Genomic DNA, 15,520 nt, shown 5'->3' with positions numbered 1-15,520 from the left:
TCTTCCAACCCACTGTTACCGTCCAAAATACAGAATGGAATCAGAACCGATCATTCTATTTACAAAAACCATACTCCCCCCAAACGAGTTCTTAATATTTATAAAATAAAATTAGCTTGTTCAACATTATTTCCATATATGGAGGGTGTCGGTACGATGATTAATAAGTTAAGGGCATTCACAGTACCGGTTCTAAGCATAGCCATTCTTTCTCAAGGTCTTCCGGTCGCGGTTGCTGCAAAAGATGCAGAAGACAATCAGCTTGGAGGCAGATGGATGAAGGGTGAATATCATGCCCATACCACTCAGTCCGATGATACCGAGGGATCACAGAGCCTTGAAAGCTTGCTGAATGACGCATTTGATAAGTATGGCATGGATTGGATGGGAACTTCCGACCACTTGAGGATGTCTTCAAGGGATGATGAGGGACATTTGATTCCCGGCGGGCCGATACCGCTGTCCCAAGGGATCATTCAATATCAAGCCCCGAAAATGGAACAACTGCAAAAAGAGGGCAAATATAAAAATAAAGTCATGTTTTCAGGCTTCGAATGGGACATGCCCACTTACGAGCATGTCGGCATAGGAATTTTGGGAGACCAGCCGGGATCACCTATAAGTCTGAAAGCTGGCAATCAGTTCGAATATCTCTTCACCAACCAGGATGAAAAGATGTTTGATTCTAAGGATGTAGCCGTCTGGAAAGCCCAAGATCAAAGGGCCAATAAGACACCCAAGGATGCTCGAACAGCCTTGGCATGGCTTGAGAAGAATTATAAGCATACAAGTTATGCCATTTTGAACCATCCATCAAGAAAAAAGGTGTACAACATATCTGATTTCCGCGACTTTAACAATATCGCGCCGGATGTCATGTTTGGATTTGAAGGGATGCCGGGTAACCAGATGGAGCCAGACAGAGGTGGCTTAAACCTGACAACGCCCGAAAACAGGACCTATGGCGGTTCCGATTACATGCTTGCTAAGGTAGGTGGTGCATGGGATGCGCTGCTTGGTGAAGGTCGTCAGTTCTGGACCTTTTCCAATTCGGACTCTCATTTCGAAATCAGTCAAAACCGACTTTACTCCAGCGGCTACTGGCCTGGCGAATATTCCAAGAATTATACTTGGGTGAAAGGTTCAACGATGCAATCCGTCCTTGACGGCATGCGATCAGGGAAATCCTTCTCCGTTTTCGGTGACTTGATCGATGCCCTTGATTTCCAAGCTAAAAACGGAAACAACAAGGTGGATATGGGCGGGGAACTTAAAGTGAAGGAAGGACAGATGGTCAAGATCACCATCCGATTTAAGAGCCCCGAAAAGAACAACAACGGGGACCCCGTTAAGGTGGATCACGTGGACCTAATTTCGGGGGAAGTAACCGGGAAAGCAGTGCCTGGAACACCTGCTTATAATAAAGCTACCAATGATACGGCAAAAGTGGTTAAACGCTTTACAAGTAAAGACTGGAAAACCGATGGCGACGGTTTTCATACCATCACTTACAAGGTCAAAGCAAATAAGAATCAATATTTCCGTTTGCGAGGCACGAATCTAGGGGCAAATGTCTCTGGAGAAACGATTGACGGTGAACCGCTAATCGATACGAAGACGGAGAACGAGGATAACGAAACACGTTTTTCAGAAATCAACAAACGTAACTATAAAGACCTTTGGTTCTATTCGAACCCAATTTTCATCAGCGTAGAGGAAAGAAATCATGATGATAAACACTAAGTTAAAAAGATCCATTCAATAGTTCCGGACAGTCCAAAAAGGCCCTCTTCCACTTAGCTAATAATAGACGTGGATGAGGGTCTTTTTGTCCCCACAGAAAGGATATGAAATCTTAACGAACCGTTCATTTCCTTTAAGTTCCTTCCTCGAATTAATTAAGCGGTAATTATACTTCTTTCTTTTAGTATTATTTCACTCCGATCCATCAAAATCCGTATAATTCACCAAGATTCATTAACACTAATCATATAAGTTATTTTCATTGACTTTTTTCCTATTCTTGTTTAGTATCACATTGTATCAATCCCTATCAGATTACTAGGAGGTTTACCGAAATGAAAAAAATGGTTCCGCTTTTATCGCTATTGTTAGCTTTCACTTTTGTACTTACTGCATGTGGTTCAAATACAAAAAATGAGGCGAACGATAACGGCAATAAGTCTTCTTCACAAGAAAGTCTATATGATAAAGTCAAAAAAGATGGCGTATTAACCGTCGGAACAGAAGGTACATACCCTCCTTTCACATTCCACGATGATTCAGGCAAATTAACGGGGTTTGATGTTGAAATCTCTAAAGAAGTCGCAAAACGCCTTGGAGTGAAAGCTGATTTCAAGGAGACACAATGGGACGGCATGTTTGCAGGATTGGATGCCAAACGTTTTGATATGATCGCAAACCAAGTGGGCATCGATAAAGACCGTCAAAAGAAATATGATTTCTCTGACCCATATATTCAATCAGGAGCCGTTTTACTTGTTCACAAAGATAATTCGGATATTAAATCATTCGATGACTTGAAAGGTAAGACTTCTGCTCAATCTTTAACGAGTAACTACAATGAAATAGCCAAATCACATGGTGCAAAGGTTACCGGTATAGAAGGATTTTCCCAGTCTGTACAGCTTATCGTTTCTAAACGTGTAGATGCAACGATCAATGATAAATTGTCGTACCTTGATTATAAAAAGCAACACCCGGATGCACCTATCAAAGTGGCTGATGAGGAAAAAAGCGGAGTTGCCAGTGGTTTAATGTTCAGAAAAGACAGCGACAAATTAGTGGAAGAAGTAAACAAAGCACTTAAAGCCATGAAAGACGACGGCACGTACGCAAAAATCTCAGATAAATGGTTTGGTGAAGATGTTTCTCCTAAGTAATATTTTCAGTGACCCTGAGCGTATGAACCAGCTTGTTTCCATCGCTCAAACCTCCCTCTATCCGATGATAGAGGGAGCTATTAAATATACGATTCCACTAACATTGATCACATTCGTTCTCGGACTTATTCTCGCTGTACTCACAGCATTGGCTAGACTATCTTCCATTAAAATCTTTCAAATAATTGCGCGTGTATATGTGTCAATCATCCGCGGGACACCTTTACTTGTGCAATTATTTATCATTTTCTATGGACTTCCAAATTTAGGTGTAACCATTAATCCTTTCATATCGGCTATTATAGGATTCTCTTTAAATGTGGGAGCATACGCTTCGGAAATTATACGAGCAGCCATTTTATCCATACCAAAAGGACAATGGGAAGCAGGCTATTCAATCGGGATGACATATACCCAAGCTTTAAAGCGCATCATTTTGCCGCAAGCAGCACGTGTATCCATTCCCCCATTATCCAACACGTTCATTAGCCTTTTAAAAGATACATCGCTTGCATCACTCATTCTTGTAACGGAATTATTCCGTAAAGCTCAAGAAATTGCTGCAAAAAACTATGAATTTTTACTATTATACATGGAAGCAGCTGCTTTATATTGGATTTTGTGTACTATTTTATCTTTCATTCAAGGAAGTTTAGAGGACAGACTTAATCGTTATGTAGCAAAATAAGAACCGCAGTAGTTAAAGGAGATTTTAAAATGATCAACATTAAGAATCTTCATAAATCGTTTGGTGACCTTGAAGTATTAAAGGGCATTGATTTGGAAGTGGAGCAGGGTAAAGTCATTGTATTGATCGGTCCTTCGGGTTCAGGTAAAACAACCTTTCTTCGGTGTTTGAATCTCCTTGAGGTGCCAACGGACGGGACGATTGAAATCGATCAAAGCGTAATGGACTTCAAAAAACCCTTTAGAAAAAAATCGATTACATCTTTTCGAAGTTTGACTGGGATGGTTTTCCAAAGTTATAACCTCTTCCCCCACAAAACAGCAGTGGAAAATGTTATGGAAGGCCCCATCATTGTAAAAAACATAGCCAAACATCAAGCGAAAGAAACGGCTGCTGCCCTGCTTACAAAAGTGGGCTTAGGTGAAAAAATCGATTTTTATCCTTTTCAGTTGTCCGGCGGACAGCAGCAACGAGTCGGAATTGCAAGGGCCCTGGCCATGGAGCCGAAGGTCATGCTATTCGATGAACCCACCTCCGCTCTTGACCCCGAACTAGTTGGAGACGTGTTACAGGTCATGAAAGACCTGGCAAAAGAAGAAGGCATGACAATGATCGTGGTAACCCATGAAATGCGTTTTGCCCGTGAGGTCGCCGACGAGGTCATTTTCATGGATGAAGGAAAAATAATGGAACGGGGAACACCCGAACAGATTTTCACAAACCCTAAAGAAGCGCGTACACGTAAATTCCTTAATATGATTCAATAAAAAACGGTGCTTTTTCAAGCACCGCTCGCAGCCACCCCCCATTTTTAGAAATGGGGGTTTTTTTGCCCATCATCAAATTAATGAGATACTTGGACCTGTTTAGTCTGTGTCCTTGCATGATATACCTGAAAAAGAATCAAAGCAAAAACGGAAAGGATCGCGCCCGATATAAATGGTAAATCTATCGAAATCGAAAATAACCAACCGCCTATCGGAGGACCTGCAATCCTGCCGAACGAGTCGAAGGAAGATAGCAGTCCAGTGACACTGCCATGGCCCGTCATGGAACTTTTGGTCAGCAGTGCCGAAATTGCCGGCCGGATGAACCCATTACCCACTCCGAAAATCGTCAGGAAAACCGCCGATGTCCAAAAACCTGAAGAAAACAGGATCAGAATGAAACCAACTGCCGATACGATGATTCCCATTCGTATGACCGCGCCTTCCCCATATTTCTTTGTCAACCTACCTACTAATCCACCTTGAACGATCGCACTGCCAAACCCCATGATCATGAAGATATAGCCTAATTGGACAAGACTTATATCAGCCTTTTTGGCTGCGAAATAGGCAAAAGTCGTTTCGAGTCCTGCCATTGAAAGGGTGACGATCAATTGCAGAAAGAACATGGTTGTAAGAGGCCCTTTAAAGGCTTTCCACATGGACTCTTCATTTTTAGACTGTTGGGCCCTCTTTTCAACCGTATGTGATTCCTTCAGAATCGCAATTACTAAAAATAAAGTAATCAAAGAAGAAATTCCAGCAATGTAAAACGGTAAATTCAAACTTGATTTGGAGAATACCCCGCCAATCGCCGGACCAAAGATGAATCCAAGCCCTGTAGCCGCACCGATGATTCCCATCCCTTTTCCTCGATCTTCCGGCGTCGTGATATCAGCCACATACGCCATTGCGGTTGGCATGTTTGCCGAAGACAAAATCCCGCCAATGATCCTGGCTACAAATAATACCCATAAGGAATCTGCCGAAGCCGTGATGAAAAACGAAAGGGCCAATCCAGCAATCCCGATTATCATGACAGGCTTACGTCCTATCCGGTCAGATATACGTCCCCACATCGGAGCAAAAAATAATTGCATTAATGAATAAACAGCCATTAAAAGACCAAGCTCAGTAGGACTGCCGCCAACCTTTTCAGCAAGGAACGGAATGACGGGAATGATGATCCCAAATCCGATCATGACTAAAAACATCACTAAAAAAAGAACGGGTAACACCTTTTTTGTTTCCATTATTTTTTCTCCTTTTATTCTTCCACATTCGCTAATAACTTTTATAGAATGATTTGGGTCAAAAGAACAGCAGCGAATCATATTACTTAGCATAATCTTCCTAGCAATACTTTAAACAGTTTATCACACAACCTTTACCAAATCAGTATGAAGCACGATCTTCTTTCTCCCCAAATGAAAGGAACCCCCCTAAACTAAAAATCAGGCATACGGGTCCTGATCTTGAAAGTACATTTTCATTTAGCGAAACTTACGTGCTCTTATCCATAACGTTTTGAAAAAATTATGACGGATGCCAATGTCACCAATTATTCGAGAAATATCTATCCCTTCCCCCTTATTTTTTCCTATGGGGTACACTATACTGTAGGGTATGATTGAAGTATGGGAGGTAGAAGAATGTCTAATGATCAGTGGATTTTAATTATTGACGATGAAGATGATTTGGCACGTCTCATGGAGACGGTTTTACATAAAGAAGGTATCCCGAATATTGTTACGGCTGGAACGGTTGCGGATGGCTGGTCAAAGTTTCAGGAGATCAATCCTGCACTTGTGCTGCTAGATATTATGCTGCCAGATGGTGAAGGCTATGATTTATGCAAGCAAATTCGTGAAGTGTCGAATGTTCCCGTTTTATTTTTGTCGGCAAAGGATGAGGAAATTGATAAGCTTTTAGGGTTGGCGATTGGCGGGGATGATTATATCACCAAACCATTCAGTCCGAAAGAGGTTGCTTATCGAATAAAGGCACATTTGAGGCGTGCTGGCTTTTCGGATGAAAAAGCTGTTCCGAAAAATTTGCAAGTTGGTCCTTTTGAGCTTAGTGCAAATGAAAATGAAGTGAAAAAGGATGGCAATACGATTGAGCTCACAGCCAAAGAAATCGGTCTGATGAGCTGTTTTATGCATCACCCGAATCAGATCTTAAGCAAGGAAACTTTGTTTGAACATGTGTGGGGCGATGATTTCTTTGGCTCTGATAATACAGTGATGGTACATATTCGCCGTCTACGCGAAAAAATCGAGGCAGATCCTTCAAAACCTTCGTTTTTAATAACCGTTAAAGGGCTTGGTTATAAATTACAAACCAAGGGGTGAAACAAGATGAAGTGGAAATTGACACGGCGCTTTTTAGTATCCGTTGTGGCAATAGTTGTAATCGTAGGGATTGTAAATACAATTTTACTTTTAAGCTTACTCTTTTATCGGGCCATGCATAATTTCGGGACTGAAGAAGCATCTGCAGAAAACTTTAGCAGAACATTTTCACAATATGTAGAACTAAAAGATAACAAACCAATTGTAAATGAAGAAGGACTAGAAAAACTGCAGGAGAATAACGCCTGGATACAACTTTTGAATAATAAGGGTGAGCAAGTGGCTGCCTTTTATACTCCTCCAAAATTGCAAACCATGTATTCACCTGTTGAAATCGTCCAAATGTATAAGTATAAAGAAGTTGATGCAGAGACGACTGTTTTTGCAGGTGCGGCCCATGATTTCAGCTATTTTGTAGGCGTTAAGGATCAGAAAATAGGTCGCTATGTCCTGACCTATGATTATGAAAAAGTTTTTAAAAACTTTAAAGTCTTCCTTTTACTGTTTTTAATTGTGGATATCATTATTGCAATCGTCATTGGATTCTTATTTGGTAAAAGGTTAACGAGTCCGCTTAACATATTAATAGAAGGAATTCAGCAGCTCCGGGAGAAGCGCTTTAAAAGGATGAGCATACCAAAAGGTGTTTATGAAGATGTGTTTCGCAATATGAATGAACTATCGGTAAAGTTAGATCAATATGAGAAAGAACGTGATCAACTCGACAAAATGCGTGAGGAATGGATTAGCAATGTTTCTCATGACATGAAGACACCACTCGCTTCAATCCATGGTTATACAGAATTGATGAAGGATAACGCCACTGATTTAACATCACAGGAACTGTATGAGTATACATCCATTATTAATAGACAGTCCATTTATATGAAAGATTTGTTGGATGACCTAAATTTAACGATGCGTTTACGCAATCAACGACTCCCTTTTCAATTTGAAGATGTAGATATCGTTGGGTTTATACGAGAAATGACGATCGAGCTTTTAAATGATTCACAATTTGGTGATCGCCAGGTTGAATTCGAGGCAAATGTGGATAAGGCAACACATCAAGTGGATAAAAAATTACTGAAGCGGGCTATATTTAACTTTATCTACAATGCACTCGTGCATAACGAAGAAAATGTCGTTGTTAAAATACAAATTGATGATATTCATCTACGATCAGAACTTCATACCCAAATTACCATTGCCGATAATGGCCGGGGTATTCCCCCTAAAGATATAGAACAGGTTTTTGAACGATACTATCGAGGTACGAATACAGCCAGTGCACATGGGACTGGTTTAGGAATGGCTATTGCAAGAGATATTATTCTTGCTCATAATGGGAAACTTAATTTGACTAGCGTTGAAAATGAAGGAACCACCATTACTATACTTTTATAATTATTTTTCTTACAGAGAAAGGGCTGTCCTTTACTTACAGACAACCCTTCTTTCATATTTTATTTTGTTTGTGCCTTTTTTGGAATTTCCTCAAATTTCACTTCATCATATGACGAAACTTCATCACCATTTTTCACGTACATCTTTAAGTAAGCATCTTTTCGAAGATTTTTTGTTGCCGTGAATTCAAGTGGTATCGTTTCACCATCTGCATTTTTGGCGTCCAGTTTATAAGAATAATAAGTCATGACTGAACCATCATCCAGTTTGGTTTCATGCTGTACTCCATCCTCTGTAACTTTCAAATAATAATTGTCGGCATTCATGCGGTTAAAGTCTATTTTAGTAAGCGCGAAGACTCCCGCCGCTCCCAGTATTAACAAAATACCAATTACCATAAAAAATTTCTTCATTCCGATCATCCTTCTGTTTTATTATTTTGTGTGATAATACGATTATAGGAAGCTACCGTTAAGATATAATACAGCCCGTAGATAACCGTATAAGCAATCATCCAGATCAACACAGGTTTTGCTAGGTCCATCATCAATAAGCCCGAGAAGGCTTTTAAAGCGATTGCACTGTGTAATAACCCCACTGCCAGTGGAACGAAAAAGATTACGAATACTTGTGAGGCAATGGATTTCCTCATTTCTTTTGCGTTAACGCCCATTTTATGAAGCATATTATATTGTGATTTATCTTCCTCAGCTTCAGTTAGAACTTTAAAGTAAATGATACTGCCTGTAGCAGCTAAAAAAACCAAACCCAGAAAACTTCCGATAAAGAGCAATGAGCCTACACCTTCGATGCTTGTTTGGAAATCTTTAGGTGCACTAGAAAATAGCGCTTCTTCAGGTATTTGTTTTGCAATTTTTTCAGATAAATCCGTGGAAGCTTGATCCATTCCAATAACACGATAATTTAGGTGTTCGCCTTCTGTTTGCAATGCTTTAAATTGATCATTTGATACAACCACTGTAATGCCTGCTGTTCCGGCATTTAAAACTGTTTGTGTTTTATAGCTTTGGAATGTGATTGCCTTGCTGTTTTCTGTCTTAATGGTCTTGTCCTTGTATTTAGGTGAGAATCTTTTGTCATATCCAATATCTAGAATAACTGCATTGTCATCATTCACAAGCAGTGCTTCCTTGCCTTGTACTTCTGCTAATTCGTTATATGTTTTTTCGTCGATAACTGTATAAATTCTTTTTTCCGAGCTATCGAATGCTGATGCCGTGTTTAATTCTTTCGTATTAAATGGGACAGATAGTGCTACGATATTTTTATCGTACATGGTATCTGGCAATACAGCGCTGACTTGTTGATCGATTTTTTCATCCGTTTGCTGATACATGAAGGTATTCGGATCAACGGTCATAACTTGGTCATTTGCGTTGTAATAAAGACCATAAACCGCACCGCCAGCCGTTACCGTTGTAGCACTTAACACTGCAATTACGGTCAATGTACGTGCATTGCCCCGAATGCGATATAGCAGTTGCGAAATCGTCATTAAATGAAGGCCTTTCCATAGCCATTTTTCATTTTTCTTAATCATGGCCAACACAAAGCCTGTCACGCTATGAAACAATAAAAACGTACCGGCAATTACTGTTGTCAAAATAGTGAGTGCCGTCATTAAAAAGCCGGCTTTTTCCCACACTTTAGAAGTAAAAAGGTCTTGCATCGCCAACCAATAACCAATGACCATCAGGGAAACTCCCAAAATGGCTACAATCATTGATGGCTTCGGAGCCGCTTCCCCTTTTTTAGATGCATGGAAGAGATCAATTAGTTTAAATTGATATATTAAACGATAGCCCTGGAATGATGTCACCAAGAAAATAATAAGAAATACGATAGAGGTGTTCCAAGCTGCAGATCCCGAAAATGTAAATGGTGCTATGACATCATAACCCATTAAATAAATCAAAATCGTCATGAATCCTTTTGAACAAAGGAATCCAAGTAAAATCCCCACAACTAATGAAACCAAACCTAGTAATAAGTTTTCAAAGAAGAGCATAAACCCTATTTGACGATTACGTACGCCAAGCAATGCATATAATGCCACTTCTTTTTTACGTTTTTTCATAAAGAATGAATTTGAATAGGCAATAAAAATGGCAACGAAGAAAATCAGGATGACTGCCGCACCACTCATCAATGAACCTAATTTTTGTGATGAAGCCGTTTGTTCTGCAATCGTGTCGCTATATTTTAATGTTACAAATGTGAAGTATATGATAATGCTAAAAACCATGGATGCGATATATAAAAAATATTGGGAGAGGTTTCGTGCAATATTTTTTCTCGCTAGACTAAATAACGTCATCTACCTCACCTCCAATTGTTGCAAGGACATCCAAAATCTCTTGGAAGAAAGCTTTACGTGTTCGGCCACGACGATAAATTTCTGTTGAAAGCGTACCATCCTTGATGAAAATAATCCGCCGGCAGAAGCTTGCGGCATATGCATCATGTGTCACCAACATGATGGTGGAATTATTATTTTCATTCAATTCACTTAAGCTTTCCAGCAGGCCTGTCGCCGATTTTGAGTCAAGCGCACCCGTTGGCTCATCTGCAAGGATCAATGCTGGCTCTGTCACAAGCGCCCTGGCTGCAGCTGTTCTTTGCTTTTGACCACCGGAGATTTGGTATGGATATTTAGCTAGTAAACCTTCAATTCCAAATACTTTAGCAATCCGATTCACTAAGATAGTAATTTCTTTCGCTGGAATTTTCGCAATCGCCAGTGGTAATAATATATTTTCCTTCACAGTCAATGAATCGAGCAAATTGTAGTCTTGGAAGATAAAACCAAGGTTATCACGCCTGAAATCCGTTAATTCGGCTCCCGACATATCGTGAATGCTCGTATCATTCATATATATTTTCCCTTCTGTTGGCGAGTCAATAGTTGCTAACATATTAAGCAAAGTCGATTTCCCCGCTCCAGAAGGTCCCATGATACCTACAAACTCTCCTTCATGAATGTCAAAAGATATATTTTCTAACGCTGTGTAGGAAGCGCTTGATTTACCATAAGTTTTTTTTATATTTTCTACTTTTAATAATGGTTCCATGTATTTCACCTCTTCAATATTGTTGATACTTATACTTTACATGCTCATCCTTACAGCATAATTATGCCAACCTTACAGCAAGCTTAAATCTATAAAAAAAAAACGCCTTCCAATTAAATAGGAAGACGTTTTTTATGGATTTGTCAAAAGTAAAAGTACTGAGTAAATACGAAATCAGGTTCTTTATCATTTAACTTTGCTTCAATATCCTGCGGTCGATTACGAAATTCCCAAATGGGATGAATGAAACGATGAAGATCATCGCCATTTTAAAAAAGGACCATTTTGATTTGATGCTCACATAGAGCAGTAATAGCCCAAACACGACAAATAAGAAACCATGGATGCTTCCTAAAATGAGTGTTGCTTCCCCAATATCCAATAAGTACTTAATGGGCATACCAATAGCAAGCAATAGAACATATGAGATTCCCTCAATTATTGTAATAAACCGAAACCATCCAATAGCTGTAGAAAACATTCGCACATCCCCTTATTCATTGTACAAGTATGGCACAAACAGACTTCCAGCAACTTGTGCCCCATCCAAAATATGTTCCTCTATCATATTATATTACTGGCAGATCCCCAAATAAAAAGTTCCAGGATCCGTTTGCCTAAAAATAGAACAGCAAAAGCCCAATCCAAGGATCGGGCCTTTTAAATACTTTTACTTATTCAACGTAATTGAAATTTACTTAAAGGGTTCAAGAACGTTCAATTCCGAAACCAATTCGCTCCCTCATCCATATGTACGAAGGGGATATCCGTATCAATTACACCTTTGATTCGTTCTAACTCAACATCTTCCCCTTCAAGCCATTTCGCAAAATCTATTGAAGTCGGCTCCTGGTTCCCTCCCAAGGCAATCCAAGCTTTCATCTCCTTAGGTAAATAAGCGGATGTATGAATCGTTCCTGCCCAGCTGCTATATAAATCCGAGAAGACACCTCGATTGGTATCATTAAACAACCTGTAAGCATCGTAGGCAGATGAAAGTCTCCCTTCATGATCTTGGATGATCTCCATTCGGCGTTTCGAATCGATAAGATGATTACGGTTCTCATTTTTCATGATTTCAAAGTGATTGGTACAGGCATTTGACGTGCACACCTCTACATTTCTCGGAGAGGTTTCCACGATATAGGTACTTCCGCTTTTATCATAGACGACGTAAGTGAAGGAATGACGATGCGGGATTTCCTTCAACATCGCGACAGCTTCCTGTACGTTCGCACAAGATTCAACAATCAGTCTGCCAATCATGCAGCAAATGAAACCATCACCAGGGTTCTTGCGATTCATGAAATTATAGCCTATCACCAAACCTTTTTCATTCATTCCATCCATTCGGCCAGTCCCTCGCTGACTCGGGCCTATGCTTGAATACCCTTGATCGGTTGGCTGGAATAAAACATAGCGTCCTTCATAGGTCTTTGGGTGGTAATCATAATTGCGAATCAGATAATCATCGCCAGTCATGATGGAGCAGCCCGACCGAACATAATCCAATCGATATCCACCGAACTCTTGCAGCACGCGGTCAATTGGCCATTTCAACGCTTCTTGCAACCCCAGTAATTCTTCCCAAACTCCAGGGGCGAATTGTGTAATTGCGTTCTTGACCTCTTCTTCCTCAACCGTAAACCGCGGCTGCCTAATCTTCCACTGATCTTCACGATTTTTCACCGTAAGTGAATCTTTTAATTCCTCCCCTTGCATGTACCCAAACCCATAATGTGTACCCCGAAATTGTATGACATCACTATATATTTGCTTCACGGCTTATCCCTCATTTACAATAGTTGCTATTCAAATTAAGGATACTTGAAGTATTGTTGAAAATAAAGAAGATAAGCCTTAAATTTATGAATCAACTCACCACCCCATACCTCCCTCTATAACTAGACATATCTATAAGGGGGGACGGATCATGGGGATGAAAATACCGGCACTCCATTGGATTGCATTGATAATCCGGTTTATAGTAAAACGTCGTATAAGACAAGGAATACCCGGTTAAAAATTAAATACATAAATAAAGAGAATCCAATATAGTACTGGATTCTCAAATAGATTGAATTAGGTAAAATTATTGTAAATGGTTTTGTTGTTGTCCCATTTGGCCATATTGCTGATTGCTCATTTGTTGTTGACCTTGTTGTTGACCTTGCTGTTGACCCAATTGGTTAAATTGCTGTTGTGCTTGACCTACTACTTGATTGATCTGGTTAAGCGCTTGAGTTGTTTGTGCATATTGAAGACATTGGTTTAAAGATTGGATTGCTTGTTGAATGGACTGTTGTAATTGTTGATCAGTTTGTTGCAGTTGGTTTTGTGCTTGGCTAGCAAATTGCTGGATTTGTTCCATTAATTGATTTTGTTGTTGATTTTGCTGTTGATTTTGTTGCCCTGAATTTTGCCCGCTATTTGATAGTGAATTTTGAAGATGATTCAATTGAGTTCTAAAATCACTTAACTCTTGAGCAATCTCAACATCCACCGTTTTTTTAACTTCTGATTCAATCTTTTTTTAGTATTATTATCCATAAGAAATCCCTCCGCATTGAAAATTAACCTTTAAAAAAAGGCCCTTTATTAAATTGTTCAATACATGTGGTAAATAGATTTAAAAACCTTATCAAAGGCTAATACCAATTCACTATTTCAGTATAATTGCATTACAGATAAAAAAAGGCTTCTCAATTAAGAGAAGACTTTTACAATGGGGAGGATTACCACTTTTGGGGGAGAATAATAATATATTTGTCGCCAATCAAATCCATTTATAATTCATCCTCTTTTTTATGCAGCAAACAATTTAGTCTTTTTAGACTTCTTGAATTTATATCATCCCGACTCGGCAGCTATCCCGAAGAGCAATCAAGTATTAGAGGATTATATCCTTCGAATATAGTTCCTGTAGAATCCAGGTGAGATTTCCTATTGGACCTTATTTGACAGTGACAATTGCAGCCTTAGTCTTGCCCCATTTTCCATACACATCAAGGTTTTTTTTGACTCCTTATTAAGTTCTGTTTTAGAGCTTTAATAAGTGCTGATTTTGTTTCAATACCATAAAACCCATTCGTAACAAGACATTATTTATAACGATTTTTACGTTTTTTGAGGTGGACCTGACTTTTTCATTTCCCTGTTCGAAGGTTTGGTATCCTCTTTATAATCAGATTACACAAGAAAAAATACTCTGGCCAAATAATCAGGTTGTTGCTTCTTGAGCTAGGCACTTTACATCATAAGTGAAAATAAAGTAAATAAGCCTTTAAATTTATGAAACAACTCACCCCCCCATACCTCCCTCATAATCTGTAACTAGGCATATTATGAGGGGGGACGGATCATGGAGTTGGAATTAACGGCACTCCATTGGATTTATGTTGTATTTATTGCATTGATAATCGGGTTTATGGTAAAACGTCGTGATACTTCCCTCATCTGCATAATTGGAATTTTTCTTTTGGCTTTAGTGGCTACAGGCAGTTTAGCCTCATCCATAAGCGGGATATTCAACAGTTTCATTTTTGCAATCACGGAATTAATGCCCACGATATTAATCATTTCAATCATAGTCGCCATGAGCACGGTTTTAACGAAGTCCGGCATTAACGATGTCATGATCGCACCATTTGCGAAATTCATTAAAAATCCTACACTTGCCTTTTGGATTATCGGGATCGTCATGATGATCATATCCTGGTTTTTCTGGCCATCACCGGCCGTTGCCTTACTTGGGGCGGTCCTGCTTCCCGTTGCATTACGTGCTGGTTTACCTGCGTTAGGCGTGCTTAGCGCCATCAAAGGAGTCTTAATAATTGTTAATAACCTCATTGATAGTAACCAATGGATGCCTAAGCAAAAACTTATACGAGCACAGTCAAATACAAAAACTGAAAAGGGTTTCAAAAGGATGAACGTCTCTCAGAACGCACACTAAGCACAACGGACTTACCTGATTGGTATGAAAAACTAAAAGCAACATTTAATAATATGTATTGAATATATTACAGGATCTCCAAATCCTAATTTTCCAGCCAGTTTTATAGAGACTTATTTAATATGTCACAATCCCAGCGTGGCATTATATCATTTTCGAGCCAGTGATCTATAAATGTTTTTGCATAAGTAGGTGCAAATCCTTTTCCCCTATAATCTCGTGAGTTTCAATATCACTTTCTGAGAATTGAAGTGAAGAAAAAATTGAAGTACATTATAATTACTTTCCCTTTATGAAGAATCCAGTAACCGAAATATTTTTCTTTGTCGTCTCAATGAATGTTTAAGAAAGTTA

The 15,520-nt window shown here is 39.3% G+C and carries 13 protein-coding genes and 2 pseudogenes; 7 read left to right on the top strand and 8 right to left on the bottom strand.

What is annotated here, in order from left to right:
• Nucleotides 1–156: 156 nt before the first annotated feature.
• The 4 genes from N9I19_RS18235 (at nt 157) to N9I19_RS18220 (ending at nt 4,358) form a co-directional block, all read left to right on the top strand.
• Nucleotides 157–1,743: an S-layer protein gene (locus N9I19_RS18235; protein ID WP_317778593.1), complete on the top strand. Its 1,587-nt coding sequence runs from the start codon at nt 157–159 to the stop codon at nt 1,741–1,743.
• Nucleotides 1,744–2,078: 335 nt separating this feature from the next.
• Nucleotides 2,079–2,903: an amino acid ABC transporter substrate-binding protein gene (locus tag N9I19_RS18230; protein ID WP_317778592.1), complete on the top strand. Its 825-nt coding sequence runs from the start codon at nt 2,079–2,081 to the stop codon at nt 2,901–2,903.
• Nucleotides 2,887–3,591, top strand: coding sequence for an amino acid ABC transporter permease (locus N9I19_RS18225; RefSeq protein WP_061461694.1), 705 nt, complete (start codon nt 2,887–2,889; stop codon nt 3,589–3,591). The genes N9I19_RS18230 and N9I19_RS18225 overlap by 17 nt, the downstream gene beginning before the upstream one ends.
• A 29-nt stretch (nt 3,592–3,620) precedes the next feature.
• The gene (locus N9I19_RS18220) at nt 3,621–4,358 is read left to right on the top strand and encodes an amino acid ABC transporter ATP-binding protein (RefSeq protein WP_317778591.1); all 738 of its coding nucleotides are present in this window, start codon (nt 3,621–3,623) and stop codon (nt 4,356–4,358) included.
• Between the two features lie 77 nt (nt 4,359–4,435).
• Here the strand turns inward: N9I19_RS18220 and N9I19_RS18215 are convergent, their stop codons facing one another.
• A complete protein-coding gene (locus N9I19_RS18215) occupies nt 4,436–5,611 on the bottom strand; it encodes an MFS transporter (RefSeq protein ID WP_317778590.1) in 1,176 nt (391 codons plus the stop codon).
• A 399-nt stretch (nt 5,612–6,010) separates the two neighbouring features.
• Between N9I19_RS18215 and N9I19_RS18210 the strand changes: the two genes are divergently transcribed.
• The gene (locus tag N9I19_RS18210; protein ID WP_061461691.1) at nt 6,011–6,712 is read left to right on the top strand and encodes a response regulator transcription factor; all 702 of its coding nucleotides are present in this window, start codon (nt 6,011–6,013) and stop codon (nt 6,710–6,712) included.
• A gap of 6 nt (nt 6,713–6,718) precedes the next feature.
• Nucleotides 6,719–8,119, top strand: a complete 1,401-nt coding sequence (locus N9I19_RS18205) for a sensor histidine kinase (RefSeq protein ID WP_317778589.1) — start codon at nt 6,719–6,721, stop codon at nt 8,117–8,119.
• A 59-nt stretch (nt 8,120–8,178) separates the two neighbouring features.
• Here N9I19_RS18205 and N9I19_RS18200 read toward each other — a convergent pair whose 3' ends face one another.
• The 6 genes from N9I19_RS18200 to N9I19_RS18175 all read right to left on the bottom strand — a co-directional run bounded on the left by N9I19_RS18200 (nt 8,179) and on the right by N9I19_RS18175 (nt 13,714).
• Nucleotides 8,179–8,532 (bottom strand): YxeA family protein, encoded by a 354-nt coding sequence (locus N9I19_RS18200; protein WP_317778588.1) that lies wholly within the window; start codon nt 8,530–8,532, stop codon nt 8,179–8,181.
• A 5-nt stretch (nt 8,533–8,537) separates the two neighbouring features.
• Nucleotides 8,538–10,457, bottom strand: coding sequence for an ABC transporter permease (locus tag N9I19_RS18195; protein ID WP_317778587.1), 1,920 nt, complete (start codon nt 10,455–10,457; stop codon nt 8,538–8,540).
• On the bottom strand, nt 10,444–11,211 hold the full coding sequence (locus N9I19_RS18190; protein WP_061461687.1) for an ABC transporter ATP-binding protein: 768 nt from the start codon (nt 11,209–11,211) through the stop codon (nt 10,444–10,446). Before N9I19_RS18190 ends, N9I19_RS18195 begins: the two co-directional genes overlap by 14 nt.
• A 190-nt stretch (nt 11,212–11,401) precedes the next feature.
• Complete coding sequence (locus N9I19_RS18185) at nt 11,402–11,692, bottom strand: DUF3817 domain-containing protein (protein ID WP_061461686.1); 291 nt, start codon at nt 11,690–11,692, stop codon at nt 11,402–11,404.
• Between the two features lie 236 nt (nt 11,693–11,928).
• Nucleotides 11,929–12,993, bottom strand: a complete 1,065-nt coding sequence (locus N9I19_RS18180) for a C45 family autoproteolytic acyltransferase/hydrolase (RefSeq protein WP_317778586.1) — start codon at nt 12,991–12,993, stop codon at nt 11,929–11,931.
• A 310-nt stretch (nt 12,994–13,303) separates the two neighbouring features.
• Entirely contained in the window at nt 13,304–13,714 is a 411-nt protein-coding gene (locus tag N9I19_RS18175; RefSeq protein ID WP_317778585.1) for a hypothetical protein, read from the bottom strand.
• 858 nt (nt 13,715–14,572) lie between these two features.
• Between N9I19_RS18175 and N9I19_RS18170 the strand changes: the two are divergent.
• Nucleotides 14,573–15,028: pseudogene (locus tag N9I19_RS18170) on the top strand (hypothetical protein); the annotation flags it as partial.
• Nucleotides 15,029–15,269: 241 nt separating this feature from the next.
• On the opposite strand, the pseudogene N9I19_RS25285 reads toward N9I19_RS18170, so the two are convergent.
• Nucleotides 15,270–15,374: pseudogene (locus N9I19_RS25285) on the bottom strand (GNAT family N-acetyltransferase); the annotation flags it as partial.
• Between the last annotated feature and the right edge of the window lie 146 nt (nt 15,375–15,520).

The sequence above is a fragment of the Peribacillus sp. CSMR9 genome, assembly GCF_033141925.1.
Classification (GTDB): Bacteria; Bacillota; Bacilli; order Bacillales; family DSM-1321; genus Peribacillus; species Peribacillus simplex_A.
This window is presented reverse-complemented; position numbering and strand designations above follow the sequence as displayed.